Source organism: Mycobacterium triplex, from assembly GCF_000689255.1.
GTDB classification, from domain to species: domain Bacteria; phylum Actinomycetota; class Actinomycetes; order Mycobacteriales; family Mycobacteriaceae; genus Mycobacterium; species Mycobacterium triplex.
On record NZ_HG964446.1, the window covers coordinates 4,987,381 to 5,013,327 of the forward strand.

Below are 25,947 nucleotides of genomic sequence, written 5' to 3' on the forward strand. Positions count from 1 at the left end.
GACGGGGTTGCCGCGATGGTTCGTGACGCTATTGGCAACATCCTGCGTGCGCGCGCACTGGGTACGCCCGATCGCGTGTGCTGCGCGATGGACGACTACGTCTACACCTACGCCGAGATGAATCAGCGGTCGGACGCGCTCGCGGCGGGACTGGCTCGGTTGGGCGTTGGCCCGGGCGAGCAGATAGCGATGCTGGCGCCCAACCGCATCGAATTGCTCGAATTGTTCTACGGCGCCGCGAAGACCGGGGCGGCTCAAGTGCCCCTGAACGCCTACCTGAAGGGCGAGTTCCTGCTCCACCAGCTGCGCCAGTCTCGATCGGGCTTTTTGGTCACCGACGCCGCCGGCCGCGACGCACTGGCTCCGGTACGCAGCCAATTGCCCGACCTACGGGCAGTGATCATGCTCGACGAAGCCGAGCACGGCGAAATTCCGTATGCGAGTTTGTTCGACCATGGCGATACTCCGCCCCCGGTGGAGTTGAGCGCGTCCGACACCATGTCCATCCTGTACACCTCCGGCACCACCGGGCTCCCCAAAGGATGTGTCGCCAGCCACGGCTATTACTGCCGAAGCGGCGAAATCATCGGCGCCGCGCTCGAAGTCGGCAGCGACGACATCCTGTTCGCCGGCCTCCCCCTGTTTCATGCCGGCGCACGCCTGGTCACTGTGACACTGCCCTTGATCTACGGCATACCCGCCTACTTGCAGGGGACATTCAGCGCGCGCGCCTACTTCCCCCGCGCAAGGGAAGTGGGCGCGACGCTGATGATCGCCGTCGGCGCGATGGGCGCCGCGATACTGGCGACCGAGCCGTCGCCGTCCGATCGCGACCACAAAGTCACCCGGATCATGTGCGCGCCGCTTTCGCTCGAATCGCAGGCAACGTTCCGGGACCGTTTCGGTGTGGACCCTTGGGTCGACATCTTCGGCCAAACGGAATGCATGCCAGCGACATTGACAACGCTGTCATCGGACCGGCGCGATCCGAACGGCTGCGGTATCGAGGCACCCGACCTCGAGGTGGCCCTGCTCGATGACGAAGGCTACGTCCTCGAGGGCGAGGCGACGGGCGAAATCTGTCTTCGCCCCAAGGCCCCGTACGCCATGTTCAACGGCTACTTCGACAATCCCGCCGCGACAGTCGAGGCCTTTCGGGGCTTGTGGTACCACACCGGTGACAATGGCCGGCGTCTACCGAGTGGGGCGTTTGCGTTCATCGATCGCAAGAAAGACAGTCTCCGCCGCCGCGGCGAGAACATTTCCAGCTTTGAACTCGAACAGGCCATCGATGCCCACCCGGCCATCGTCGAGTCCGCGGTGGTCGCCGTGGCGTCGGACCTGGGTGAGGACGACATCAAGGCCTGCATCGTCACCAGCTCCCCCGTCGAGCCGGCCGAGTTGTTCGATTTCTTCAAGAACAACTTGCCCTACTTCGCAATACCGCGCTATGTCGACTTCCTTGAGGCGCTGCCCCGCAACGGTGTCGGCCGGGTGCTCAAGCACAAGCTGCGTGATGCCGGAAATAACGCGGCGACATGGGATTTCGACGCAATGGATCTGACCGTCGCCAAACAGGAGCGCCGCTAGATGGACTTCACTCTGACACCGGAGCAACAGGACTTGCAGGCTCGGGCGGAGAAGCTCGGCCGGTCGTTCGCCGACCAGGCCCGCGAATGGGACCAGTCCGATGACGCGCCCTATCGCGAAATCTTTGATCGTGTCGGCGCGGAAGGGCTTTTCGGGGTCGCGATGCCCAAGGAATACGGCGGGCAGGGCGGCGGGGCGGTCGAGTACCTGATCGTGGTCGAGGCGCTGTTCCGCTACGCCCAATCCTGGCTGCCTCCCGAGCCGGTGTTCTGCACCAGCGGCCCGGGACCCTCGATGTTCCTGCTGGGCAGCGACGCGGTGCGGGAGAAATACCTGCACGATATCGTCGCCGGCCGACGCGCCTGCAACATCGCGCTCACCGAACCGCAGGCCGGCTCCGCACTGACGCATCTGAGCACCTCCGCGGTGCGCGATGGCGACGACTTCATCCTCAACGGCACCAAGAGCTTTCTGACCGGTTCGAATGTCAATGACCTCAACGCGACTTTCGTCCGCTTCGACGACGTGCCCGGGGCGAAAGGCATCGGCGCCATCGTCGTCGACAACTCGATGCCCGGTGTCGAGATCCAGCGCGGGCCGGTCTACATAGGAGATCGCGGAATCCACCACGGCGACATGGTGCTGACCGACGTCAGAGTGCCCGCCGAGAACGTGATCGTCGGCCCTGGCCAGTTCGCCCGGCTCATGACGGCATTCAATCTCGAACGCCTGCACAACTGTGGCTTCTGGCTCGGATTCAGCCAGGCCGCCTATGACGAGGCCGCCAAGTACACCCAACAGCGAGAGGCATTCGGCAAGCCGATCATCGACTTTCAGGCCGTCTACCACTCGCTGGCCGACATGTGGGTCCAGATCGAGGCGCTGCGGCTGCTCGCCTACCGGGCGGCGTCCTCGGCGATCGAGGGCCGGTTTCCGAAACTCGCCGAAGTGACTCAAGCCAAGCTGTTCGGGGCTACGGTCGGCCCGCAGATCACCCTCAAGGCGATGGAACTGCACGGGGGCTACGGCGTGACAACCGATTTCCCCATCCAGCGCATTCATCGGGACTGCGTGACCAACGTGGTGGCCGGCGGCGCACCGGCCGTGCTGCGCAACGGAGTCGCCGCGGGCCTGTTCCCCGACCGCAGATTTCCACAAGCATGACGCTCTCCGTCGAACAGCAGGATTTTCAGCAGGCGGTGCGCGACTTCTGCACGCGCGAATGCGCCACCCGCGAACAGCGTGAGGCGTTGCTCGACGCCGAGGAAGAAGATCAATCGTCGGTCCTCTATCAGAAGCTCGCGCAACTCGGTTGGCTGGGCGTGGCAATCCCCGAGGAATACGGCGGTTCCGGCGGCACCTACGTCGAACAGACGATTCTCTTCGAGGAACTCTGGCGCGGACTTGCTCCGGTCAAGGCGCTCGGCCCGACGACGACGGTTGCGGGGTGCTACAAGCGATTCGGGTCGGAGCAGCAGAAGCGCGAGGCGCTGTCGGCGATCGCAGGCGGTGAGATCATGTCGATTTCGATCTCCGAACCGGGTGCGGGATCAGACGTCGCCGCGATCGCCTGCCGGGCCGAGCCGGTCGCTGACGGCTATGTGCTCAACGGGCAGAAGACGTGGTGCTCGTACGCACACCGGGCGGGCCGGATCTTATTGGTCGCGCGAACCAGTCACGGCGAGAAACCGCATGCGGGTTTGACCATTTTTGAAGTACCGCGTGATACCCCCGGCATCGAGACGCGCCGCATTTCCACACTGGGGGGTCGTGAAGTCAACGATGTCTTCTTCACCGATTGCTTTGTTCCCGCGGAGAACGTCGTGGGCGAGGTGGGCCGGGGCTTCCCACAAATCATGGCCGGTCTCGACGGCGAGCGCCTGCTCGGCGCCGCGGTCGGGCTGGGGATCGGCCAACGGGCGCTTGACGATGCCATCGCATACGTCAAGGAGCGCAAGCAATTCGGCCAAGTCATCGGAACGTTTCAAGCGCTGCGCCATCGGATTGCGGATCTGGCGACTGATCTGGAGTGTGCCCGCCTGCTCACCTACGAGGTCGCTCAGCGTTTGGAGCGTGGCGCCGATCCAGTCACCACACGTATGACGTCGATGGCCAAGGTCAAGACGTCCGAAGTCGCCAAACGCATCGCGCTCGAGGGCATGCAGATGATGGGTGGCTACGGTTATGCGACCGAATACGACATGGAGAGCCATGTGCGGCATTCACTGGTTCTGCCGATCTACGCCGGTACCAACGAGATTCAGCGCGAGATCATCAGCGGGTCACTCGGTCTGCGCTAGCTCTGGCCGTAGCGCCCGACCCCATACCTTGCCCATCGGAGCCAACGGTCGCCGGTGTGCGTCACTAGCCGCGGTCGTAGGCGACCTGCGGTGGGTAGTTCTGGCCGAACGTGCGGCCGTTCGCGCCCTGATTCCCATTATCGTTGCGGAGCAAGGGAACATCGGGCGCCGGGCACGCGATTCCGGGACCCTCGCCGCACGTGTACGTCAGATACGACCGCTTTTGTATATCGCTATTCCACGCGCTCGAGTGCGCGCCGAACCAGGTGTTGGGCAACGTGTATCCGATCGTCATCGCCAGCGTCACCAGCCCGGTCATCGCCAACACCCTTACTACCGTGACCTTTATCGGCCCGCCCCCGAGTTGCTCGGCGCCCCGCTCGGCCAGCGACTGCCCACGGTCGTTGGTGAAGTACTTGATGCAGGCGAACATCGTGAATATTGCGCCGGTAGTCAACGCCTCGTTGAGCGGATACGCGTGATAGGTGTCGGCGAAGATCTTGATGTGCCCGCCCGGGTACTCCCAAGAGCCCATCGGCATAAAGACGACTCCCTCGAAGACCAAGTCGAACGGCACCATGACCGCAAAACAGATCGCAGCCAAACCGACCCGGGGAATTCCCGGCCAGCGCGCCTGTGCCCGGCGCATGATCGCGGCACCCATCATCGTCACCAACAGAAAAACCACGACATAGGCGCCCGGCACGATCAGAAGCGGATAGGCGACCTGATGGTCGGGTGTCCCGGGTGCCAAGGCTCCCGGCAAGCTGTTGAGCCAAGATCCCATGTTCACTTGCCATGCGTTGTAGGTGTACCAGTGACCGACGTACGCGCTGAGCGGGTCGTGGAAGGACAGCGTCAGAAACGCGATGACCATCAGCCCGTCCAGTCCGATGCGCCGTTCGCGCAACCACGGCCGCACCACGAACCAATACAGCACCCCCAGTCCGGCGATCGGCAAGACGATCTGCCAGAACGTCAACGCAGCCTTCATCCACCCGGGAACCGGAGTCGGGCCGGGATCGACCGGCGTGAAATACGGCCCCGTGATCCACCGGACCAAAACGAACACCTGAAAGGCGAGCAGCACCGCGCCCAGGGCCGCCCACCATGCGACCGCCGGGACCGATCGGTCGCCGACCGCAATCGGACGGTGTCTGGCCACTGCGGGCGCACTCATGCCGAGACCTTGCCGGTTGCGCAGAGCTGATGAACGATGCGGTCCCCCGCCGCTTGACCGGAAACCAACGCGCCGTTGACGCCGGGGATCGGTCCGATATCGCCGGCCAGTTGCACCCGGGCGATTGGATCGGTCTCGCGCATAAAGCGATCCACCGCCTGGAAGCGGCCTTTGCGCATGATCGGGACGACGTTGCGCCAGCGCCCGATCTCGTAGTCGACGACATTGGGACTGAGGTCGCCGTAGTAAGGCTTGACGAAGCCCAACACGGCGTCGATGACCTTTTCGTCGGGGCTGTCCAGATTGTCCAGGCACCACTCGTGCCGGCAGAACGTCGTGATCATCCCCGTGCCGTCGGGGCATCGATTGTTGGCCTTCAGGTGATCGACGATCACGCCACACAGGTCGGGTTGTTCGCGCGGTGAACACATGATGTACGTGGCCGGATTCGACGGCCGCTCCGCCAACGCGATGTGGCAGTTGACACTGCAGATGTAGTCGGTGTTCTGGTAATACTCGCGGGCGAATCCTGATATCTGAGGATAGATTTCAAGCGCTCTATCCGTCGTAGTCGTCACGACGGCGTTGGCGAAATCCTCGGTGACCTCTCGGCCTTCCCGGATGAACGTGACTTCGACGTGATCCCCTGCGTCGGTAACGTTGGTGACCGGTGTCGCCAGCCGAACGTCATTGAGTCGAGCCGCAATCGCCCGCGGCAGCGCATCCATGCCATCGTCGAGTCCGTAGAAGTACGGTTTGAAGAAATTCTTCATGGTCCACAACAGCTGCCCCACCGACGCGTAGCAGGGATCACTCAGCCACGGTCCCCGAACCACGACGGCGGCAACATAATCGAGGATTTCCTCGCTGAGTTCGCGCCGGCTGTAGGTGGTGACGGTGTCGGTGTCGATAGCCGCAACACCCGAAGCGTCAGCGTAGTTCAGGTCGTTCCAATGCCTGGCCAGGAAGAACAACAGCTTGGCCAGTTTTAGCTTGGCCCGGCCGGACAGGTAGGGCGTTTTCAGTAAGCTCAGCGGCTTGCCGAGGTCGAGGAAGTTCAACTCGCCGCCTCGCGGCATCGCCCCGAACGCGTCGAATTTGTGCATTTGCGGGCCGAGGCCGACGTCACGCATTTCCTGCGTGGCCTCGGCGTAGCTGCCGAGATAGATGAAAGCCCCTACGTCGTAAACAAATCCGCCTCGCCGGACCGTCTTGATCCGCCCACCGACGCGATCCTCGGCCTCGAACACCACAGGCGTACCGCCTGCCTGCTGTATCCGTCGGGCCGCGGCGAGCCCGGCGATACCACCGCCCACCACGGCTGTCCTCGCATCTGTTCCCACCGTCACAACGTAACGCAGAAATGATCGCTGAATCAATAATGATCGGGAAATCATTGCCGGACCGCCGGTTGCGCTTCTAGGCTGTAAAGGTGGCAGCACCGAATGCGCTCTCCCGCACCGCTCGACGGCAAGCACAAACTCGAGCAGACCTGATCAAGGCCGCCCAGGAGATCATCGCCGAGCTCGGAGTAGAGGCCCTGCGGGTAAGCGACGTCACCCGGCGTGCCGACGTCGCATTCGGCACCTTCTACAACCAGTTCAAAACCAAGGACGATATCGTCGAAGCCGTCGTGGCCGAGGCGATCGTCGGCCTCGCACAATCGGTCGAGGAATCACCAGAGTTCGACGATCCCGCAGAGGCACTTGTCGCATCTACCCGAGCCATCGTCCGCATCGCGTACGACGATCCCCCACTCGCACGCCTGCTGGTCAAACTCGAACAGGCCGAGACGCGGTTTGAGCGAATCATCCGCCCACAAGCGGGGGCGCTGCTCGAGCGAGGGGTTGCCGAAGGGCGCTTTGTCATCGACGATCTCGAGACGACGCTGACGATGTCGATAGCGGCGGCGTTCGAAGTGATCCGAGGCATCCTGGATGGACGACTGGGCCACCGTGCCGATTTCGTCTGTGCGGAAATGCTGCTGCGCATGGCCGGTGTAACACCGAAACGCGCAGCACGTTATGTGCGTGCGGTCGAAGGCTATTCGTAATCCATCGGCGTCCGGGTATCCACAACCAACACAACACCATTGGTGGCGTCCAGGCGGATACGCATCCCGGTCGAAATCCGGGTGACCGCGTCCCCGGTGTTGACCACACAAGGAATGCCCATCTCGCGGGCCACGATTGCCGCATGGCTCAGCGGCCCGCCGATGTCGACGACCATTCCGGCCACCAGAGGAAACAGCGCGCACCAGCTCGGGTCGGTGACCTCGCAAATCAAGATCTCTCCCGGTTCGAGTTCTTCGGCGACTTCCAAACTGGTGGCCACTCGGGCAGCCCCCTCGACCACACCTCCCGTGACCGACACCCCGGCGATGGTGTCCCCGACCCGCACGTCCGGGCGACCCGTATTACCAACGCGTGGTTGCGGCATGCCAACCCAACGATCCGGCAATGTCATCGATTGGTACTCGGCCCGCTTGGCCCGCCGTCGCTCAGCAACCTCGCCCACATTCACCCCCACACCATGGAGGCCGCGCGTCACCTCGGAAACGGTAAACGCAAACACATCGTCGGGCTGCGCTAGCACACCCCTTGCGACCAGTTCCGCACCATGACGGCGGGCGGCGAACCGCGCGACGTCAAGCCCCATCAAGAACGCCGCCTTACCCACTTCCCGCAACGGGAGATATCGCCGCGCCAAACGCAACACGACACGAGCCTTAATCTGTTGGGGTCCTGAGAGATCCGCCAGCAACAATTGCTCGGCCGCAATTCGCGCTTCACGACGATCCGCCTGCTCGGTTGCGCGATCCTCGACGCCATGCTCTGTGTACCGATTGGCGATCGAAATCACCAGACTGGGGTCCTCACGCCAAGAGACAGAAGAGATTTCGCCTTCCTCGGAGCCGTGGAAACCATACCGTGCGACGAACGCATCGACCGACAGCGCACCGCGAGACACATTCCATAGCGCGGCAACCATCCCAGCTTCCTCGTAGCCGCCATATCCCGCCGCGAGCTGGGCCACCAGACCCGGGTCTCCTGCCGCACGAGCAAGCCGGGTGAGCTGTTCAAACAGTGCCTGTGTCACGGCTACCGCGATCATATGGATGCGCATCGCGGCATCGAACCTGTCGACCGCCTGCGTCAGCAGACGCAGGTTGGGAGTTGGATTCGACGTCCGCGTCGCAGCGGTCCACCATCGGTGTTGATCACGGTGTAACCGTTTCAACCGCAACGGGAGCCGGGCGGCCTCTACCGGAAAGCGCGCCAGCACAAAGGGCAAGCGACGCCAGGAGTTCTGGCTTTGCACCCCTTCGCGCACCGAGCCGAGAAGCTGTTCTTCCATTGCATCGCCAGAGGTTCCCGGCGTGAGATCGGCGATCTGACGCAAGTGTGTGACGTTCATGGCGGCGCGGCCGTAGAAAATCGCAGCGAATCGGTCGTCGACACTGTCCGCCCGCCCGGTTAGACGTCGCGGCAGCACTCCCAGCCGGTGATAGGCATAGGGCACCGACACCTCGTTGCCGATCGAGAAGATCGACCAAGACATCGGCGTCGGCACACCGGGTATCGCTTCAGCCAGGTTAACCGTGCTCCAAAACGTCGCGGGGCCGCTCTGTTCGTGCAGCGGATCCGGCCATGTGAGCTCGTCGACGCGTTGTTCCGATCGGCCCATCAACACTTGTTCATCGATTCGTCGGCCTGATAGCTGTGGCGTGAGCGCTCATTAACGCGATGGTAGGCAAGCAATGGACCGCCTCAGCTCCCCGCGAGGATGCGGCGCGCGGCATGCTCGCCCCACCGCGCGGCGGACTCCATGGAACCGGCGCCGAACAGATCACCGGCGATCTGCACCGGCCCGTCATCGGACAGCGACTTACGCAGCGCGCTGTTGCGCTGCCAGAACCCGGGATCCGCGAGGTATCCCGCGGACGGCCAACGCGTCACCACCGACAGGTCACGGTTACCGGCGAGTTCGGGGCACAGCCCTTCGACAATTCCGGCGGCCCACGTCGTCAGTTGAGCGTCGGTGCGGTCGAGGAACCGGTCGGTGACGACCGTGTCGGTGTAGATCGTGACCAGGCTGTGTCCGCGCGGCGCGCGATCGGGAGACTTGTTGTGCTGCAGGAAGATCAACAGCGCTTCGCGTTGCTCGACGGTGGGAACCAGGATCGTGTATGCCTTGCTCTTGGTCGGAACCCGGTAGCCGAGCGAGACACTGATCAGCTTGACATTGCGCAACTTGTCCCCGAAGGCCGGCGATGCCGTCAACAATGTCGGCCACATCTCGACCGCGCGGTGGTACATGGCGGCAATGACGCAGCTTCCCGCGCTGACGTCATGGCTGCCGGAGCTATCGGTGTATGACACGGTCACGCCGGACTCGGTCTCGTCGACATGGGTGACGGTCGCGCCGTAGCGCACGTCGACCCGTGCCGCAAGCTCGTTGGTCAGCGTCGCCAGGCCGCCGCGAAGACTGTGCAGGCCCCCGGACCAAGCACCCAATGCGCCAAGCACATTCACGCTGGACGCCTCGTGGGCACCCGACCCGGTGGTCAGGCGCATCAACGGATCGATGAGATACTCTGCCACCTCACGGCCGAAATGACGGACCGCAAAGTCATGCGCCGACACATCCGGATCGTCCAACGCCGACGATCGACCCATATCGTAAGAGTCGACCTCTCCGATCGCCCCGCGCAATCGGATCAATCCGGCCGCCAATCGCAGCTTGCCCGGCACCGACAACGCGGATGTGAACGGCAACCGCAGCGGCCTGTCCGGATCGATGTCGATCACACGTCCCCGTCGGACCAGGCCGATGACCGCGCTGGTGTCGACCACTCGATCCGCGAGCCCGAGGTCCTCGACCAGTTTCAAATAGCTTGAGTACCCGGCGGTCAGTGCGTCCGGGCCGGTGTCGACGATGTAGTTTCCGTGCCGCTCCGTTTGTACGCGTCCACCCGGCCCGCTCGCCGATTCCAGCACGGTGACCGTGGCCCCGCCCTGTTGCAAGCGGTATGCAGCGGCCAGCCCGGACAACCCGGCGCCGACGACGACGGCCGAGGTCACGACCGGCCTGCCGGGGGTTCGGTGGATTCCCGAATAGATTTCATGACTCAACTCCGCTGGTCCGCATAGTCGATTGTGTAAACGATCGTTATCGCGAGTCAAGTTACCACGGGACGCCACCCCATGGCGTGACTATGCTGCGCGTGCACCTGCTAAGCGCCTGACCGCCAGTTGCGTGTGGTGCGCTTATGCTGACTCTCGATGAGCGCGTTACGGGAGCGAAAGAAAGCGGCACTGCGCGCCACGATTGTGCGTTCGGCCGTAGAACTTTTCGTGCAACGCGGCTACGACTCGGTCGGCATGGAGGAAATCGCGCACGAATCGATGTGTTCGCGCAGCACGCTGAACCGCTATTTCGGCAGTAAAGAGGACGTACTGTTCCCCGCGGTCTCCGAAGTCATCGACGGATTGCGCGATGCCCTGGACAGCGCCCCGCGCAAGGATGATCGATGGACGATCGCGCGCCAAGCGGTCACGGCGCAACTAGGGCAATTCTTCGAGAATTTCGAGCCTGACCTGCGGGTAACGATCATGCGACTATGGTTCACCGAGCCGGTTCCACGCCGACGGTACCTCGAAATCGCCCATGAATGGGAAGAGATCCTCAAAACCTATTTCGCCGCCGGATTGCCGGACAACCCCGATACTCACCTACGCACACAGGTGCTCGCATCAGCGATGGTGTCGGCATTGCGCGCGGTGCTGCATGCGGCGATCGAAACCGGCGATGACATACCCCACCTGGCCGCTGCGGCCTTTGGCATGCTCGAGGCCGGCCTGCCCGCCGCGCCGCGGTCCACTCGACGCAAGTAACGGCCGGCGGCGGATGCGAACCTGACGAGCGCGCCAGACTGCGGGCGCGTGCTTCCGCTGTACCAAAACCCCTCTGTCTCAGTGAGTTCGGGCAACAGGCGGGCTAGATTAGTCCATAACTGACACGACTGTTCTATTGACGCGTCGTGTCATTTCTTCGTAGTCTGACCCTACGACGAAGGAGTCAGCGATGAATGCTCGCAGTCAGCGCATCTGCGCGTGGGCCGGACCGGCATGCGCCGTCACCTGGGTAGTCGGCTTCTTCTTTCTCGCGGGATTCATCCCTCCGCCGGCACCGAGCATGGACGCCCATCAGATCGCCACCATGTTCGCCGAACACGGTGGCAGGATCCGCGCCGGTCTGATCATCGTCGGATTCGGCGGTGCGATCTACTGCCCGTGGGCAGCCGCAATCAGCGTGCAGCTCAAGCGCATCGAAGGTCGGTTCTCACCAATGGCCTATACCCAGCTCGGTATGGGCTCCGTTTTTGTGCTCATCTTCATCGTGCCGGTGATGATGTGGCAGGCCGCGGCTTTTCGGCCGATGGAAAACATCGAAATCACGCACCGCTTCAACGATATGGCCTGGATGCTTTTCATCGGGCCCGTCTGCACGATCTTCGTGCAGGGCATGGCCATCACCGTCGCCATCCTCAGCGACAAGTCCGAACACCCCGTACTGCCACGCTGGCTGGGATGGTTCAACTTGTGGGCGCAGATCATCTACCTGCCCGGCGTGTTGATTCCCTACTTCAAAAGCGGCCCACTCGCGTGGAACGGCTTGCTGGCGTTCTGGATCCCGGTCGTGGTGTTCACCGTGTGGCTGTGCCTGATCACGGCCGTGCTGTTGCGCGCGATCAACGAGCAGGAACGGTCGTTTGCCGAAGAGTCGGCTGCCGGGCCCGCCGCATCGGCGACGGCTGGCGCACCCGCATGAGCACGCGCACCCAGCGAATTCTGATGTGGTGGGGCCTGACCTTCACCGTGGTCTACGGGTTGGTGTGGTGGCTGCTCTTTCACATGATGCCGCCGCCCACCGCGCGCTGGTCCGCAGACCAGATCGCCCAGTTCTACGTTCACAACAGCTCCCAGATCAAGATCGGCGCTACCATCTGCAGCTGGACGAGCGGATTCATGGTTCCGATCGCGGTGGTGGTCGCGGTCCAAATTGCCCGGCACGAAGAGGGGAAGCCGGTCTGGGCCGCCCTCGCCCTCGCCGGCGGGACCCTGATGTCGATCCCGCTGATGCTCCCTCCGATTTATTGGGGCGTCGCGGCATTCACCCCGACGCGGGCACCCGAGATCACCGCGATCATGCATGAACTTGCAATGTTGACCTTCGTCACCACCGATCAGTACTACATTTTTATGTGGGTGGCTATCGCTGCCGTCGCGCTGATACCCAATACTGTTGTGCACACTCCTTTTCCACGGTGGTTTGGGTACTACACCGCGTGGACCGCGCTGATGTTCGAGGCGGGCGCGATCGCGTTCCTCACCCGTTCGGGCCCTTTCGCGTGGAATGGCCTGCTGGCGTTCTGGTCACCGGTGGTTACGTTTTTCGCCTGGATAGTTGTGCTGGCGGTCCTGATATTCAGAGCGATCGGGTTGCAGGAACAGGCGACCGTTGGGACTCATGCGGCCGCGCAATATCACTGAATATCTTCTACCGCGCGACTTTTTGCGATAGCGTGAACGTACGTTCATACTCGCTGCGCTTGCCGAGGAGACCGCATGACCCCGATCCAAGCAAAACTTCGACTGTTCGGCGCCTGGTGCGGCCCGGCGTACCTGATCCTGATCTTTTCCGGCTGGGGCGCCGTCGCGGGCTTCGTGCCACCAGTTGCGCCATCGCGCACCGCGGAGGAAGTCGCGCAGATCTTTCAGGGCAACACCAATGGCATCCGCATCGGCATGGTCCTGGTGATGTGGTCGGCCGGTGTCTTCATCTTCTTCGCCGCCACCGTCGGGCAGTTCCTGTCCAAGATCGAAGGCGGCGCGGGTGTGCTCACCTACGGAGCCGTCATAGGTGGCTGCGGGAACATGGTGTTGTCGTTCTACCCGGCCATCTGGTGGCTCGTCGCCGCCTACCGTCCGGAGCGAGCGGCTGAATTGACCTATGTTTTCAACGATATGGCCTGGCTGCAATTCATCGGAGGCGTGTCCATGTTCGCGGCGCTGCCCGTCGCTATCGCGATCGCGGCCTTCATCGACAAGAGCCCCGACCCGGTGTTCCCGCGCTGGGCCGGCTACTTCAACATCATGGTGGTCATGCTGATCATGCCCGACCAGCTGTTGTTTTTCTTCCACTCCGGGCCCTGGTCGTGGAATGGGCTCTTCGGACTATGGATTCCGGTCGCATTGTTCGGCGCTTGGTTCCTGGTGACGTTCTACTTGATGCGCGCAGCCGTACTGCGAGCCGCGCGGAATCCCAGTCCTGCACTGGAAAACCTGGACGCGATTGCGGCCGGCAGGTAGTCGGCGCGTTCTCTCAGAGATACGACTCGATCAGCACCGTCAACCGCTCGCACGTCTGGGCATCGTCGCTGAGCGGACTCGCGATCGCCGCGACCGCCGCGGCACGGGGGCGCAAACCGGCGCGGACAAGGGTCGCGGTCGCGACGAGCGCACGGGTGGAGGCGGTTTCACGCAGGGCAGCGTCGTCGAGACGTCGAATTGCTTGACCCAGGCGAATGATGTCATCGAGCACGTCGGAGTCCAGTCCGCTCTCCTGCAGCAGGATCCTCTTCTCGATTTCCGGTGGTGGGAACCCGAGATCGATGCCAACCAGACGCTGCCGTGTCGACATCTTGAGGTCCTTGAGGACGCTCTGATAGCCGGGGTTGTACGACACCACGAGCTGAAAGCCCTCTGCCGCTTGCAGCTTGAGCCCGCCGAGTCGCTCGATGTTCAATTCGCGGCGGTGATCAGCCAGCGAATGCACCGCGACGATCGCGTCTTGCCGGGCTTCGACGACTTCGTCGAGGTAGCAGATGCCGCCTTGACGCACCGCTTGCGTCAGCGGGCCGTCTACCCACTCGGTACGTGAATCGCGGAGCAGGAAGCGTCCCAACAGATCCGATGACGTCATGTCCTCGTGGCAACAAACGGTGAACAGGGGCACCCCGAACTGGTCGGCCATGTGCTCTACGAGGCGGGTCTTGCCGCACCCCGTGGGCCCCTTCAACATGACCGGAAGACCCGACCGCCAGGCCGCGGCGAACACGTCGACTTCATCACCGACGGGAATGTACGGGTTCTTGCTCTGCTCAACGTCGCGCATCAAATCCCTTTGATCCACTGTCAATTCGCTCATCCTCACCTCGCAGGTTCAGGCATAGGTATTCATCGCACTGCGCCGTGCCGCATGCAGCGATCGCAGGTATCCATGGTGTTCTTCGGAAAGCAGTTCGCGCCGCCGCCCGTTGCTCCGCGTCACGCTCAGCGCATTGAGCAGCAGGCCGCGCAGGTGTCGCTGAATATCGCCGCATTGTCCGATAACCCTAAACGACGCGTCCGACCACACGTCCTCGAGAACCTCGGGTTCGGTCGACGACCGGATGCCGATTCCGGCAACGCCGATACCCTGCAGCACCGCTTCCTTGATCGCTTGCCTCGCATCGGCGCGGGCGTAGCGATCCTCGTAGCCGTCGTCGTACGGCAGTCCGTCACCGATCACCAGCAACACCATATTCTTTGCCAACGCTTGCGATTCGAGGACATGCGTCGCGTGGCGGATCGCGGCGCCGATCCGAGTGAACCCAGACGGTTGCACCGACTGCAGACGGCGCTTTGCGGCCGTGTCGAACCTTGCGTCGAAACTCTTGACCCGCAGAAATCGCACCGCATCCTTGCCGCGTGAGTAGAACCCGTATGTCCCCACCCGATCGCCCAGGCGCTCCAGCGCCACGGTCAGGTCGCCCGCGAGTCGCCGTTCCTCTTCGAAGACCACGCGGCCGCCGGAATCCTCCGCGGTCGAACCCGAACAGTCCAGCAGAACAAGCACCGAAAGATCGCGGTTGGTCAGCCGACTGCTCTCGTAGATGAACGGGTCCGGGTTGTCACCGTGCCGGCGGTCGGTTTCGTAGTCCAACAGCGCCGACAGATCCAGCGAATCGCCTTCGGCCTGGCGCCGATGGCGTTGTGGCTCGATTCCGACTCGGGCGAGCGGACGCTGTAGGAGCGGACTGCCAACCTCTTTGTCGTGTGTCGGTTCCATGTCCGCCGGGTCGTATTCGGCGACGGCACACCAATCGAAACGGTATGCACCCCGATGACAGTCCCACTCAGGGTAACGCCGGCCGACGGCCGGAGCCGGTTCAAGTACCGCCGAGAGGAGCCGGCCGAGTGAACTTTTCCTCGCGTTTCGTCCGACGGGCCCGAACCGCTGCTTGCCCACTGGGATTTCGGCTGACCCTTGGTTCTTGTCCTGACCACTGCGGCCCATTCCGAGGAGCTTCTGGATGGCATCCCCCAGCGGATTGGGTATTCCCGGTGCCGACAACAGATTGACGATCTTGCTTTCGTCGGTCTCGTCCGTGGCATCATCGTCTTGCTGGGGGTCTTCTTCGAGCTGACCGAGGCGCCGTAGGTCTCGGTCGGTCGGCGAGGCCCGCAGGTCTTCCTCGCTCACCCGCCGCAGTCGGGAAGCCCGTAAGACGCCAACCCACGCCGGGGGCGCTGCGATGCGCTCGCGACCGAGCGCGCGGTCGAGGGACTCGTCGCTGGAGCCCGAGACTGGCTGCAAATCAGTCGATTTGATGCGGCTCATGGTCCGGGCCGGCAATACATGATCCAATTCCGTGGCGACACGTCCCAGTTCCAGGGCGAGGTAACGCTGCGCTATGGCGGGGCGCTGCCGCGCCAGCCGGGTCATCAGATCCTTGCGTAGCGCGCCAACGGCCAGCAGCGCCGCTTGCGCTACGACCGCATCACACGCGTCGGCCGAAGCCAAGTCCGCGGCGACGAACACGGTACGCCCGTCTGTGTGGGTCGGTGCGGCGTCTGTCGGTTCGACGGTCAGCGGCCGTGCGGCGATCGCCGATGCCAGAACAGCAAATCTGGTGATCGATGAAATGTCGCGCCCTCGCACAACTAGCCGCGGTCGAAAGGCACCATGCTCGGCAGCGTGGTGTTAGGGGGTACGACCAGGTTGCCGTTGGGGCCCAGGTGCGCCGATCCACCGTTGGGATCCTGATTGTCGTTGCGGTACTGAGGAACGGCCGGGCCCGGGCACATCTGGTCGGTACCCTCGCCGCACAGGCCATTAGTCAGATATGAGCGCTTCTGCAGATCCGCCGGCCAGTCGGCCATGCGCGTCGCGGTCCACGTATTGGCGACGTTGTAGAGACCGAAGAACAACATGTTGACAAAGCCGATCATTGCCAACGCACGCAGCAGGCTCTTGCGGCGATCCGAGACCTTCAGCGACTCGAGACCACGGTCGGCGAGCGTTTCACCGCGGTCGTTCTTGAAGAAGCGCAAGATTGCGACGGACGCGAATGCCGAACCGGCCGTGAGCATCTCGGTCAGCGGGAACTTGTGGTAGGTGTTCGGGAAGATGTTGAAGTGTCCGCCCGGGTACTCCCAGATCCCCAGCGGCATGAACATGACGCCTTCCAACACGATGTCGAAGGCGAACATCGCGATCACACAGATCACGCCGAGGTTGACCGCGCTCAGACTGGGCCACCGCTTGCGCGCGGTACGCATCACCCAGCTGCCGGCGAACATCGCCACCACAAAGCAGTACACATAGGCTCCGGGGACAATCAGAATCGGCTCCACCAACATCGCCCCGGGGGCGGCCTTACCGGTCGCAAAGGGAACGCTATTGACCCAGGAGCCGTAGTTGAGCGCCCAGGCGTTGTAGGTAAACCAGGTGCCGCTGTAGGCAGAGAGCGGATCCTGGAACCACACGGTCGCGAACGCGATGGTCAGCGCCCCGTCCACGCTGAGTTTGCCGTCGCGTCGTAACGGCTTGACGACCATGAAGTAGAAGCAGGCCAATATGGCCGGAATCGAGATGACCTCGAAGAACACGACCGCGACCTTCATGAAGGTCGGCACCGGAGTCGGGCCCACCGGCACGGTCTTGAACAACGGGCCGAGCACCCAGTTGGTCAGCACCGCCACCATGAACACCAGGTAGACAGCGCCGAGGGCCGCCCACCACTTCACCGGCGCCGATGTGCGCGGCGCCGCATCGACTGCCCGGGGCATGTTTACCTGCCTCGGCTGCTCAAGCCTTTCAGCCATCTGGGTCATCGTTGGCCCCTTTCCTGACCCCGTTCGAAGGGCGAGTCCGATGGTTACTTGTTATTGGTGAAGCCGGCATCCATGACGAACGTGCTGCCCGTAATGTAACGGCCGGCGTCCGAGACCAAGTGCATAATCGAGTCCGTCACGTCTTGGGGCTCAAGCAGTCCGTTGGGGACCGGAAGCGGATTTTGCAGGTTCTGCGCAATTGTCGGGAACTCCTGCACATAGCGCCCGAACGCTTCATTGGCGATCATCGGGGAGTTGACCCCCGTCGGGTGGATGGTGTTCACCCGGATGTTTTCTGGCGCAAGGACATTGGCCCAGGCACGCATCAGGCCGACGACGCCGTGCTTGGACGCGGTGTACCCGAGCACGCCCGGCGAGCCGTCCCCAAGCCCGCCGACCAAACCCGCGGTGGAGCTGGTGATCACGATCGACCCGCCACGCCCGCCGGCGCGCAAATGTGGAATCGCGGGCATCACCGTGTTGAACACACCAGTGAGCATGATGTCGATCCCGGCCAGGAACGACTCGCGCAGCAGACGCTGCTCCCCGGTAATGGCCATGACCCCCGCGTTCGCCAAGACGATGTCCAACCGCCCGAGCTCGGCCACGCCCTCGTCGACGACCCGCTTGACCGCCTCGTGATCGCGCACGTCGGCGACCGACAGCAGCGCCTTGCGGCCGAACTTCTCGATCAGTTTTCCCGTCTCGTCGAGATCTTCACGGGTCGCGAGCGGATATTCCACCGCATCGTCGTTGGCGCAGATGTCGAAGCCGATGATGTCGGCGCCTTCCTCGGCGAGCCGTACCGCGTGCGAACGGCCCTGCCCCCGCGCCACCCCGGAAATGAAGGCGACCTTGTTGTCTGCGAGTCCCATGACGTAGCTGTCCCTGTCTTCCTGTCCCTCCCGAACGGACGTTCTGCCGACGGGTCGCGTTTTTAAGGTTCAACGTCTCATAATTGCCGATCGGCGTATTTGTGTCAATGGCCACACCCACCCGGACGACCGTCATCGCCGCAGAAACGATCGTTTACATTGCAAAGGAAACGCGAGGAATTTGGAGCCGACGATGACCCACGACGGTATCGCGCCCGACATGGCGTGGTTGCACCCAGCATCGGACGCCACCGCGGACTGGCTGGCCTGGGCAAATGCACTGCCGTACTGCCGGGACCTGGGACTGGCATGCGTCGAGTTGAACACCGATTCGGCGACTTTCCGGATGGAGCATTCGACGCTGACCCCCAACCCCAACGGCGCCGTGAACGGTGGCACCGTGGCCGCTGCGGCCGACCAGATCATGGGCGCGCTCACCATGCGTCAGAGCGACAAGGGGCTGTTGCCCGCGACCGGCTCCTTACACATACAGTTTCATCTGCCCGCCCGGGCTCCGTTGACTTTTCGCGCCAGCGTGTTGGGCGGTGGCCGGCGAACCAAGTTCGTCGAGGTGGTCGTGGAGGACCGGAACGGCAACCGGTGTGCCACGAGCCAAGGCACGATGATCGCCGGCGGCTCGTCGGGGCCGCCGTTGCCGGACACTTAATGAGACGCTAAGGTTCTAAAATACTTTTCCGACCTGGACAGTGAGGTTCCCGATGTCGCAGAATGCCGAAATCGTCGCTGATTTCTATGCCGCGCTCAGTGGCGCGGACCCGGACGCGATAGCGGCTGCTATCGACGCGCACTTCGCCGAGGATGCGGCGATCGAGTGGCCGCCCTCGCTCCCGCACGGCGGCCGGATAGCGGGAATTCGTCGGCTGCGTGGCTTGTTCACCGGGATCGCAAAAGCCGGTAATCAGGCCGGCGCGACCAATCTCAAGCTGCTGCGAACCATCGGCGATGGCGATCATGTGGTCGCCTGGATCACCTTCGAGTGGAAGAACCCCGGCTCCGAGGACGCCATCCCCAACGCCGCTCTCGAGGTGTGGTCGTTCTCCTGCGGTCTGGTACGGGAAATCCGGGCGTTTTACTGGGATTCCGCGGCCATCACCCAGCCGCAACCCGCGTAGGCCACCGGACCAGCAAGGAGAACCAAATGTCACGTAGCGCAGTCATTGTCGATGCCGTTCGATCGCCGATGGCCAAGGGCAAGCCACCCAAGGACGGACGCCCCGGCGGTGCCTTGAGCGGCGTGCATCCGGTCGAATTGCTGGGTCAGGTGATCGGCCAGCTGATGGCGCGCAACGACGTTGACCCCGCCCGTGTCGACGACGTGATCGCCGGCTGCGTCAGTCAGGTCGGCGAACAGTCGGGTCCGGTCGGGCGCTGGGCATGGCTCTCGGCGGGGCTGCCCGAAAGCGTGCCGTCGGTGGCGGTGCACCGCGCCTGTGGATCCAGCCAGCAGGCCGCCGACTTCGCCGCGCAGGCCGTTATCGCGGGCGCGTGCGACATCGTGGTGGCGGCCGGGGTCGAGTCGATGAGCCGCATCCCGATGTTCACCGCTCGGATCGGCCAGGACCCCTACGGGCCCTCGGTGACGGGACGGTATGCGCCCGGGCTGGTGCCGCAAGGCATCTCGGCCGAGCTGGTGGCGGCCCGCTTCAAACTCGACCGCGAATCCATCGACGAGTTTTCCGCACGGTCCCACGCGAACGCGGCGGCGGCCGACTTCACCGCCGAGATCGTGCCCATCACGACTCCAGACGGCCAGGTGGTCAGCTCCGACGAGACCGTCCGGCCATCGACCACGGTGGAGGGGCTAGGCGCGCTCAAGTCATCGTTCTACTCCCCCGAGATGGCCGAGCGGTTTCCCGAGATCACCGACTGGCACATCACCGCGGGCAATTCATCGCAGCTCGCCGATGGTGCGGCCGCGGTGCTGATCATGGGCGACGACATTGCCGAGGAGCTGGGCGTGACCGCACGGGCGCGCTTTCACGCGTTCGGGCTTGCCGCCGACGATCCGATCACGATGTTGACCGGCCCGATCCCGGCGACCGAACGGGTGCTTCGGCGATCGCATCTCTCGCTCGCCGACATCGACCACTACGAGGTCAACGAGGCGTTCGCCCCGGTCCCAATGGCCTGGGCGCAGCATTTCGGGGCCGATCCGGCCCGGCTCAACCCCCGTGGTGGCGCCATCGCGTTGGGCCATCCGCTGGGAGCCTCCGGTGCCCGGCTGCTGACCACGATGCTGAACAACCTGGAGGCCAGTGGCGGTCGCTTCGGCTTGCAGACCATGTGCGAAGCCGGCGGAATGGCCAACGCCACCATTATCGAACGGCTCTGAAAGCCGCGAAAGGGATAGCAGCGCATGCAGATTGAGGGAATCACCGCAGTCGTGACCGGTGGCGCGTCGGGGCTGGGACGTGCGACCGTCGAACGCCTGGTGGCATCGGGGGCCGCCAAGGTGATCATCGCCGACCTACCGTCCTCGAATGGCGAGACGGTCGCGAAAGAACTGGGCGACGCCGTGCAATTCGTCGCCGCCGATGTCCGCAGCCCCGAGGATGTCACCGCCGCCATCGACGCCGCCGCCGCGGCGGGGCCGCTTCGGGCGGTGGTGCACTGCGCCGGGCGCGGGGGCCCCGTGCGCGTGGTGAACAAGGACGGCACACCCGGCTCGCTGGAGACCTACAGCGAGGTCATCGGCATCAATCTGATCGGATCGTTCAACGTGCTGCGGCTGGCCGCCGCCCGGATGGCCACCAACGAGCCGCTGGACGGTGATCGCGGCGTGGTGATCCTGACCGCGTCGGTGGCCGCGTTCGAGGGCCAGATCGGACAGATACCGTATGCATCGTCCAAGGCCGGCATCGTCGGCATGACCATCGTCGCCGCAAGAGATTTGGCGTCCAAGGCGATCCGCGTCTGCACCATCGCACCCGGTACCTTCGACACACCGCTTTTGGCGAGGGTGTCCGACGACGTGCGGGCGTCGCTGGCGAAGACCGTGCCACACCCCAGCCGGCTCGGCCTGCCCGACGAATTCGCCCGTCTGGCGCTGTCAATCATCGACAACGGAATGCTGAACGGCGAGACGATTCGCCTCGACGGTGCGATACGCATGGCGCCGCGGTGATTTCGGGAATTCCCAAGCGACGCCGCATCTTCGACGAAGATCACGCGGCGTTTCGGGACAGCGTAAAGCGGTTCATTGCAACCGAAATCGCGCCGAATCTCGATGCGTGGCGCTGCGCCAGCGAAACGCCGCGCCGTATTGTCGCCGCCGCCGGCGACGCGGGCTTCCTCGGCGCCGCGGTCCCCGAGGAGTTCGGCGGCGGTGGCACCGACGACCTGGGCTTCCTGGTCGTCCTGATCGAGGAAGCGGTGGCCGCCGGGGCGACCGGCTTGGCTCTGCTCTGCGCCTTGCAGGCCGGCGTCACAATCCCATACCTGCTCGAGCACGCCACTGCGGAGCACCAACAACGATGGCTACCGGGACTGAGTAGCGGCCGACTGATCGCGGTCGCCGCGCCGGCCACCCTGGCCGGAGTCGCCGCCGGGCGCATCGCCGACGCGCTGCTGGTCCAACGCGGCAGCGACGGCATTTCGTTGGTGCCACTCGATCAACAGGGAGTCACCATCACCCCGATCGACGGGAATCTGGCCGGACGCGACGCCGGACTCGCCGATGTGAGCCTGCGCGAGGTGGAGGAGATTGCCGTCGTCGGCTCCCCGACTGCGCTGCGTCGCGACCTCGACTTGTGGTTCGCCGTGCTGGCGCTGGCCAGCGCACGCACTGCGATGGAGTTGGCGGTCGACTATGTGAACGCCAGGAAGGTGTTCGGCCGGCCGCTGGCGGAATTCGAAAACACGCGATTTCGCCTCGCCGAACTCTCGGCCGAGCTGACCGGCCTGACGGTATTCGTCGATACCTGCGTGCACGAGCGCAGCACCGGCACGCTCGACGCCGCCGACGCCGCGGCCGCTCGGCTCACCACGACAAGGGTCTGCGGCCAGGCGGCCGACCAATCCCTGCAACTGCATGGCGGATACGGCTACATGCGCGAATACCCCATCTCGCACGCCTTCGCCGATGCCCGTTTCCTCCACATGATGGCCTCCGCCTATTCGAATCCCCACGAGACACTGGCATCGGCCGTAGCTCCGGAGGCCATGCCGCAGCACGGTTAATCCGGTCACTGGCAACACGGCGACGAAAGGTCTCGTTCATGAAGTTTGGCATCTGCACACCGATCGGATTCGGGATCGTTGCCGAACTGGTGGATGCCCTCGGTCCGGCGCTCGAACAGCGCGGATTCGAGTCGTTATGGGTTTCCGAACATGTGGTGCTCTTCGACGAGCACCAGAGCCGATATCCCTATACGCCCGATGGTCAGATGCCGATTCCCGCGTCGATCGGTATGGCCGATCCGTTCATCGCGCTGACCTTCATGGCGGCACGCACGACCACATTACGGTTGGGCACGGGTGTTTGCATTCTGCCGCAACGTAATCCGGTGTACACCGCGAAGCAGGTCGCGGACCTCGATGTTATCAGTGGCGGTCGAGTCGAGTTCGGCATCGGACTGGGCTGGCTGCGCGAAGAGTACGAGGCGCTCGACGTCCCCTGGGCGGGCCGGGGTAGTCGCGCCGACGACTACCTCCAGGTCATCCGATCGCTGTGGGTTGACGAGGTGTCCAACTTCGCGGGCGAGAATTACACACTGTCGGGGGCGCGCATGTACCCCAAGCCGGTGCAGAGTCCGCATCCCGCAATTCACATCGGTGGCGACGGTGCGGCAGCCCTGAACCGGGTCGCGGCGTACGGGCAGGGTTGGTTCGGAATGGGTTGGACGCCCGAAAGTCTCGGCGAGCAGCTCCGCCTACTGGACACTGCGCTCGCCCGCCACCAACGCAGCCGAAACGATATCGAGATCAGCATTAGCCCGCCCTACGGCGCGTGCGACGTCCGCATGGCCGCGAGGTTTGCCGATCTCGGCGTTGACCGCATCATTGACGGTGTCCTATTTACCGATATCGACGCCGTCGAGGCGACGCTAGACCAAACCATGGAACGTCTCGGAGCACCGCAGTGACAGGCGCGCCGGACCGCAACCCCGTGCCGGCGTTGGTGATCAACGCGCTCAGTGACTAACCCCCGAACCGGTCACTCGACCGGGATCCCGAAGTAGTCCTGGTAACTCTGTAGGGCCTGACGTGCCCGAGCAACCACGTCGGGCGTACCGAAGTTGAAGCGGTGCGGCGGACGATTGTCCCGCGGATTGTCAATCATGTACCGGGCCATGGCCATTCGTCCTTCGTCGGTCAGTTCAAGACCGAAGTGGCGGTACATATCCTCGATCGTGCCCAGCACATCCCCGACCAGATCCTGATAGAGCATGTTGTAGATCTGGTTGGACGGGATGACGCCCGTCTCGATCTGGTCAATCACCGCGGCGAACCGGGCGGCCGAAATGTTCGGGTCTGTCATGTATTCCAGCGACACACCGTTGAACGGGTGGTCGCTGCGGCTCCACTGGATGGTGCCGATGATGCTGACCAACGACGCCAGAGCGCGAGTTGGATCACGATGTGGCCAGACAAATTTGGCGTCCGGGTAGATTTTGAGCAGGTCCGGCATCCGATCCAGGTGCATGGGGTCTTTGAGCACCCAGCGCTTGCGCGGGTTATGCCACTGCAAGAGCTTGAGCACACGCTGATGCCAGCGGAACGCCGGCCCGGTGTCCTGCGCGAAGATGTAGGCGTCGTAGCTCGGGACCTGCCCGAAACAATCCAGCCAGGTCGGGGCCATGAAGTTGATGGCCATCATTGCGCTGTCTTCGAACGGCATGTCACCGGCGAGCTCGTGCATCGAGGGCATCGTCGGTGTGACCCGATTCCATTGGTCGACCAACCTGTTGGCCTTCTCGATCCGCGGATCGGTGCGATACGTCGACGCTTCCGGTGGCGGGCAAGGGAACATCATTTCCCAGTGCATCAGGGTGCCGTTGTCGGGATGCGCGGCCAGAACGTTCTGCAGCAGGGAGGTTCCCGAGCGGCCCTGGCCGACGATGATGATCGGCTCGATGATCTGCTCATCGTCGATCTCGGGGTGACGCTTATAGGTGTCTTCGATACGGAGTTTGGCTTCGAGCAGGATCAAGACGTCCGAGCGAGTCCGCAACCGCCCCATGAGGTTCAGTGCGGCCTCGTCCTCGAGCGCCTTGATGTAAATGCGGAACGGTTCACGCCAGTCGTCGGGGCCGAAGTCATCGAGGCCGGTGTTGCGCATCGCCGTTTCCAGCAGCGATCGCTCATCCAGGGGCACGATGCCCCCGATGTCCATGCAGGAGCCTTCCTCGTTGACGGCCCGCACCCAGTCCGGGCGCGGCGGCGGCTGCCACTGCACGCGGTGGTCGGGCTGCGCCGTCGCCGCGATCTCCGTCATCGTTGCTCTCCTTCGCGATCGCCGTTGGTCGATCAGACGACGTGACGCTTGCGGAACGAAGCCAGACGGTCGGCAAGTTGCTGTTCACGTTCCTTCGGCGACATCCACTTCGTCCCCTCGGGCAACGCGGCCTTCAGATCAGCGAGCTTCACGAGTTCGCCTCGTGCCGAAGGATTTCCGCCGGCCCACGGTTGTTCTCCCTCGCCCTCGTCGGCCCGCGGCAGCAGCTGCCAACGCTGCAGGAACAGCGTCTCGTGCCACCCCAGAGTGTCCACCCAGTTGTGCACGCCGGGGTCCTGAATCGAAAAGACGTAGGTGTAGGTGCCGTCGGGGTTGGCGACACTTTGGGTGGTGTTGAGGCAGCTGGTGCGACTCCAGAAGTTGCCGCTCATCAGCCACCAGTCGTAGAGGGTGAGCACCCAGTAATCCGAGCCGCCGGGATCCAGCGTGAGCACGAAGGCCTCGTCGTCGGCCAGGCTGAGCCGCCCGCGCACCAGCTGCTGGGTTTGCATGCCGCCCACCTCGGAACTGTTGGCCGGTTCGGTGATCGTATTGGGCTCCAAGAAGGCCACCATCTGTTTGAACCAGTAGTTCGTCGGGACGTCGTCGATGATGAACCGCTTGGCGACCTCCGTCAGCCGCTCGACGCTGAGCGGCGCCGCGGTGGGCGGATCCAGGCGTTCGATCCGATACGCGTTGGGCACCTGTCCCCAATCGCGCCGCCCGTCACGGATGAACAGGAACTTGGCGTCCAGCGTGGTTTGCAGGTGGTTGGGCCGTCCGTTGGCCGGTTCGGGGTCGATGGTGATCACGAAGGTACCGTCGCCGGCGATCACCACGTCGCGCCAGTCCAGCCATGCCACGTTCATCGACTGCGACAGATTGCTGGTGATGAACATCGGGCAGTCGGCGATCGGCGCGTCGGACACCTTGCCGTACAACGCAAATCGCGAATGCCCGTCGACGGGCACGAAGCTGTAGTGATTGTCCGGGTTCTCCCCCGTCCCCAGGCCGCGGCAGCCCGGCACGTTCATGCCGAACCATTCGTGCGGGGGGCCGTATCCGTGGCCTAGCACCTTGGGGTAGTTGGAATCCGAGTTCAGCGCAAGGATCACGTAGTGAAACGCCCACTCCGCCATTTTTTCGTCGAGCCCCTCCAGGGCTTCCGCGGGAATCTCCGAACCGGCCATGATCTTGAAGCGCGTGGTGGCCTGCTCCTTTGCGTTAACGATCGTTGGCGACTTCACCACTTCCAGCGCCAACGCTTCCAGTTCTCGCTGGTCGGCGGTGGCGGTTGGGTTGATCGCCGACAGGAAGAACGCCGAATCGGAGAAACAGTCGTTCGCGTTCACGCGCATGAATTGCAACTTAGGCAGCGAAT

Annotated in this window: 23 protein-coding genes and 1 pseudogene; 14 read left to right on the plus strand and 10 right to left on the minus strand. The window is 63.6% G+C overall.

What is annotated here, in order from left to right; genetic code table 11:
* Positions 1-15: 15 nt before the first annotated feature.
* From BN973_RS23015 to BN973_RS23025, 3 genes are read left to right on the plus strand one after another with little or no spacing between them, the layout of a single operon-like run.
* Positions 16-1,590: an AMP-binding protein gene (locus BN973_RS23015; RefSeq protein ID WP_036471025.1), complete on the plus strand. Its 1,575-nt coding sequence runs from the start codon at positions 16-18 to the stop codon at positions 1,588-1,590.
* Positions 1,591-2,754, plus strand: a complete 1,164-nt coding sequence (locus BN973_RS23020) for an acyl-CoA dehydrogenase family protein (RefSeq protein ID WP_036471026.1) — start codon at positions 1,591-1,593, stop codon at positions 2,752-2,754.
* Positions 2,751-3,890, plus strand: coding sequence for an acyl-CoA dehydrogenase family protein (locus BN973_RS23025; RefSeq protein WP_036471027.1), 1,140 nt, complete (start codon positions 2,751-2,753; stop codon positions 3,888-3,890). Before BN973_RS23020 ends, BN973_RS23025 begins: the two co-directional genes overlap by 4 nt.
* A gap of 64 nt (positions 3,891-3,954) precedes the next feature.
* Here the strand turns inward: BN973_RS23025 and BN973_RS23030 are convergent, their stop codons facing one another.
* Together BN973_RS23030 and BN973_RS23035 are read right to left on the minus strand one after the other, a co-directional pair.
* Positions 3,955-5,070, minus strand: a complete 1,116-nt coding sequence (locus BN973_RS23030; protein WP_051641432.1) for a spirocyclase AveC family protein — start codon at positions 5,068-5,070, stop codon at positions 3,955-3,957.
* Positions 5,067-6,548, minus strand: a complete 1,482-nt coding sequence (locus BN973_RS23035) for an NAD(P)/FAD-dependent oxidoreductase (RefSeq protein WP_139830312.1) — start codon at positions 6,546-6,548, stop codon at positions 5,067-5,069. Before BN973_RS23035 ends, BN973_RS23030 begins: the two co-directional genes overlap by 4 nt.
* Here BN973_RS23035 and BN973_RS23040 point away from each other — a divergent pair.
* Complete coding sequence (locus BN973_RS23040; protein WP_051641433.1) at positions 6,503-7,123, plus strand: TetR/AcrR family transcriptional regulator; 621 nt, start codon at positions 6,503-6,505, stop codon at positions 7,121-7,123. The two genes, BN973_RS23035 and BN973_RS23040, sit on opposite strands and share 46 nt — an antisense overlap.
* Here BN973_RS23040 and BN973_RS23045 read toward each other — a convergent pair.
* Together BN973_RS23045 and BN973_RS23050 are read right to left on the minus strand one after the other, a co-directional pair.
* Positions 7,114-8,757, minus strand: coding sequence for a PEP-utilizing enzyme (locus BN973_RS23045; RefSeq protein ID WP_051641434.1), 1,644 nt, complete (start codon positions 8,755-8,757; stop codon positions 7,114-7,116). The two genes, BN973_RS23040 and BN973_RS23045, sit on opposite strands and share 10 nt — an antisense overlap.
* Positions 8,758-8,840: 83 nt before the next feature.
* Positions 8,841-10,154, minus strand: a complete 1,314-nt coding sequence (locus BN973_RS23050) for a protoporphyrinogen/coproporphyrinogen oxidase (RefSeq protein WP_169718244.1) — start codon at positions 10,152-10,154, stop codon at positions 8,841-8,843.
* Between the two features lie 201 nt (positions 10,155-10,355).
* Between BN973_RS23050 and BN973_RS30070 the strand changes: the two genes are divergently transcribed.
* The 4 genes from BN973_RS30070 (at position 10,356) to BN973_RS23070 (ending at position 13,445) form a co-directional block, all read left to right on the plus strand.
* Positions 10,356-10,967, plus strand: coding sequence for a TetR/AcrR family transcriptional regulator (locus BN973_RS30070; protein ID WP_051641435.1), 612 nt, complete (start codon positions 10,356-10,358; stop codon positions 10,965-10,967).
* Between the two features lie 190 nt (positions 10,968-11,157).
* A complete protein-coding gene (locus BN973_RS23060; RefSeq protein WP_051641436.1) occupies positions 11,158-11,904 on the plus strand; it encodes a hypothetical protein in 747 nt (248 codons plus the stop codon).
* The gene (locus tag BN973_RS23065) at positions 11,901-12,626 is read left to right on the plus strand and encodes a hypothetical protein (RefSeq protein ID WP_036471030.1); all 726 of its coding nucleotides are present in this window, start codon (positions 11,901-11,903) and stop codon (positions 12,624-12,626) included. Before BN973_RS23060 ends, BN973_RS23065 begins: the two co-directional genes overlap by 4 nt.
* 75 nt (positions 12,627-12,701) lie before the next feature.
* Positions 12,702-13,445 (plus strand): hypothetical protein, encoded by a 744-nt coding sequence (locus BN973_RS23070; RefSeq protein WP_036471031.1) that lies wholly within the window; start codon positions 12,702-12,704, stop codon positions 13,443-13,445.
* Positions 13,446-13,458: 13 nt separating this feature from the next.
* Here the strand turns inward: BN973_RS23070 and BN973_RS23075 are convergent, their stop codons facing one another.
* The 4 genes from BN973_RS23075 to BN973_RS23090 form a co-directional block, all read right to left on the minus strand.
* A complete protein-coding gene (locus tag BN973_RS23075) occupies positions 13,459-14,250 on the minus strand; it encodes a CbbQ/NirQ/NorQ/GpvN family protein (protein WP_036471032.1) in 792 nt (263 codons plus the stop codon).
* Between the two features lie 48 nt (positions 14,251-14,298).
* Positions 14,299-15,939 carry a nitric oxide reductase activation protein NorD gene (locus BN973_RS23080; protein ID WP_139830311.1) on the minus strand — a complete coding sequence of 547 codons (1,641 nt, stop codon included), beginning with the start codon at positions 15,937-15,939 and terminating at the stop codon, positions 14,299-14,301.
* 122 nt (positions 15,940-16,061) lie between these two features.
* Complete coding sequence (locus BN973_RS23085) at positions 16,062-17,189, minus strand: spirocyclase AveC family protein (protein ID WP_169718243.1); 1,128 nt, start codon at positions 17,187-17,189, stop codon at positions 16,062-16,064.
* Positions 17,190-17,278: 89 nt separating this feature from the next.
* A complete protein-coding gene (locus tag BN973_RS23090) occupies positions 17,279-18,109 on the minus strand; it encodes a mycofactocin-coupled SDR family oxidoreductase (protein ID WP_036471034.1) in 831 nt (276 codons plus the stop codon).
* Positions 18,110-18,302: 193 nt separating this feature from the next.
* Between BN973_RS23090 and BN973_RS23095 the strand changes: the two genes are divergently transcribed.
* From BN973_RS23095 to BN973_RS23120, 6 genes and pseudogenes are all read left to right on the plus strand, one after another.
* Positions 18,303-18,776, plus strand: coding sequence for a PaaI family thioesterase (locus BN973_RS23095; RefSeq protein ID WP_085200765.1), 474 nt, complete (start codon positions 18,303-18,305; stop codon positions 18,774-18,776).
* A 52-nt stretch (positions 18,777-18,828) separates the two neighbouring features.
* Entirely contained in the window at positions 18,829-19,242 is a 414-nt protein-coding gene (locus BN973_RS23100) for a nuclear transport factor 2 family protein (RefSeq protein ID WP_036471036.1), read from the plus strand.
* 26 nt (positions 19,243-19,268) lie between these two features.
* Positions 19,269-20,462, plus strand: a complete 1,194-nt coding sequence (locus tag BN973_RS23105; RefSeq protein ID WP_036471037.1) for a thiolase family protein — start codon at positions 19,269-19,271, stop codon at positions 20,460-20,462.
* Between the two features lie 24 nt (positions 20,463-20,486).
* Positions 20,487-21,218, plus strand: a pseudogene (locus BN973_RS23110) (SDR family NAD(P)-dependent oxidoreductase); the annotation flags it as partial.
* Positions 21,219-21,280: 62 nt separating this feature from the next.
* Entirely contained in the window at positions 21,281-22,309 is a 1,029-nt protein-coding gene (locus BN973_RS23115; protein WP_414098598.1) for an acyl-CoA dehydrogenase family protein, read from the plus strand.
* A gap of 38 nt (positions 22,310-22,347) precedes the next feature.
* Positions 22,348-23,214, plus strand: coding sequence for an LLM class F420-dependent oxidoreductase (locus BN973_RS23120; protein ID WP_051641438.1), 867 nt, complete (start codon positions 22,348-22,350; stop codon positions 23,212-23,214).
* Positions 23,215-23,285: 71 nt separating this feature from the next.
* Here the strand turns inward: BN973_RS23120 and BN973_RS23125 are convergent, their stop codons facing one another.
* Both BN973_RS23125 and BN973_RS23130 read right to left on the minus strand, forming a co-directional pair.
* Positions 23,286-24,566 (minus strand): sulfotransferase family protein, encoded by a 1,281-nt coding sequence (locus BN973_RS23125; RefSeq protein ID WP_036471040.1) that lies wholly within the window; start codon positions 24,564-24,566, stop codon positions 23,286-23,288.
* A 32-nt stretch (positions 24,567-24,598) separates the two neighbouring features.
* A complete protein-coding gene (locus tag BN973_RS23130) occupies positions 24,599-25,924 on the minus strand; it encodes a DUF1214 domain-containing protein (protein ID WP_036471041.1) in 1,326 nt (441 codons plus the stop codon).
* Between the last annotated feature and the right edge of the window lie 23 nt (positions 25,925-25,947).

What these genes read in the sequence shown, in the direction of transcription:
- BN973_RS23015 (WP_036471025.1), top strand. Translation starts at nt 16, where the DNA reads ATGGTTCGTGACGCTATTGGCAACATCCTGCGTGCGCGCGCACTGGGT.
- BN973_RS23020 (WP_036471026.1), top strand. Translation starts at nt 1,591, where the DNA reads ATGGACTTCACTCTGACACCGGAGCAACAGGACTTGCAGGCTCGGGCG.
- BN973_RS23025 (WP_036471027.1), top strand. Translation starts at nt 2,751, where the DNA reads ATGACGCTCTCCGTCGAACAGCAGGATTTTCAGCAGGCGGTGCGCGAC.
- BN973_RS23030 (WP_051641432.1), bottom strand. Translation starts at nt 5,070, where the DNA reads ATGAGTGCGCCCGCAGTGGCCAGACACCGTCCGATTGCGGTCGGCGAC.
- BN973_RS23045 (WP_051641434.1), bottom strand. Translation starts at nt 8,757, where the DNA reads ATGGGCCGATCGGAACAACGCGTCGACGAGCTCACATGGCCGGATCCG.
- BN973_RS30070 (WP_051641435.1), top strand. Translation starts at nt 10,356, where the DNA reads ATGAGCGCGTTACGGGAGCGAAAGAAAGCGGCACTGCGCGCCACGATT.
- BN973_RS23060 (WP_051641436.1), top strand. Translation starts at nt 11,158, where the DNA reads ATGAATGCTCGCAGTCAGCGCATCTGCGCGTGGGCCGGACCGGCATGC.
- BN973_RS23065 (WP_036471030.1), top strand. Translation starts at nt 11,901, where the DNA reads ATGAGCACGCGCACCCAGCGAATTCTGATGTGGTGGGGCCTGACCTTC.
- BN973_RS23070 (WP_036471031.1), top strand. Translation starts at nt 12,702, where the DNA reads ATGACCCCGATCCAAGCAAAACTTCGACTGTTCGGCGCCTGGTGCGGC.
- BN973_RS23075 (WP_036471032.1), bottom strand. Translation starts at nt 14,250, where the DNA reads ATGCGCGACGTTGAGCAGAGCAAGAACCCGTACATTCCCGTCGGTGAT.
- BN973_RS23085 (WP_169718243.1), bottom strand. Translation starts at nt 17,189, where the DNA reads ATGCCCCGGGCAGTCGATGCGGCGCCGCGCACATCGGCGCCGGTGAAG.
- BN973_RS23090 (WP_036471034.1), bottom strand. Translation starts at nt 18,109, where the DNA reads ATGGGACTCGCAGACAACAAGGTCGCCTTCATTTCCGGGGTGGCGCGG.
- BN973_RS23095 (WP_085200765.1), top strand. Translation starts at nt 18,303, where the DNA reads ATGACCCACGACGGTATCGCGCCCGACATGGCGTGGTTGCACCCAGCA.
- BN973_RS23100 (WP_036471036.1), top strand. Translation starts at nt 18,829, where the DNA reads ATGTCGCAGAATGCCGAAATCGTCGCTGATTTCTATGCCGCGCTCAGT.
- BN973_RS23105 (WP_036471037.1), top strand. Translation starts at nt 19,269, where the DNA reads ATGTCACGTAGCGCAGTCATTGTCGATGCCGTTCGATCGCCGATGGCC.
- BN973_RS23120 (WP_051641438.1), top strand. Translation starts at nt 22,348, where the DNA reads ATGAAGTTTGGCATCTGCACACCGATCGGATTCGGGATCGTTGCCGAA.
- BN973_RS23125 (WP_036471040.1), bottom strand. Translation starts at nt 24,566, where the DNA reads ATGACGGAGATCGCGGCGACGGCGCAGCCCGACCACCGCGTGCAGTGG.
- BN973_RS23130 (WP_036471041.1), bottom strand. Translation starts at nt 25,924, where the DNA reads ATGCGCGTGAACGCGAACGACTGTTTCTCCGATTCGGCGTTCTTCCTG.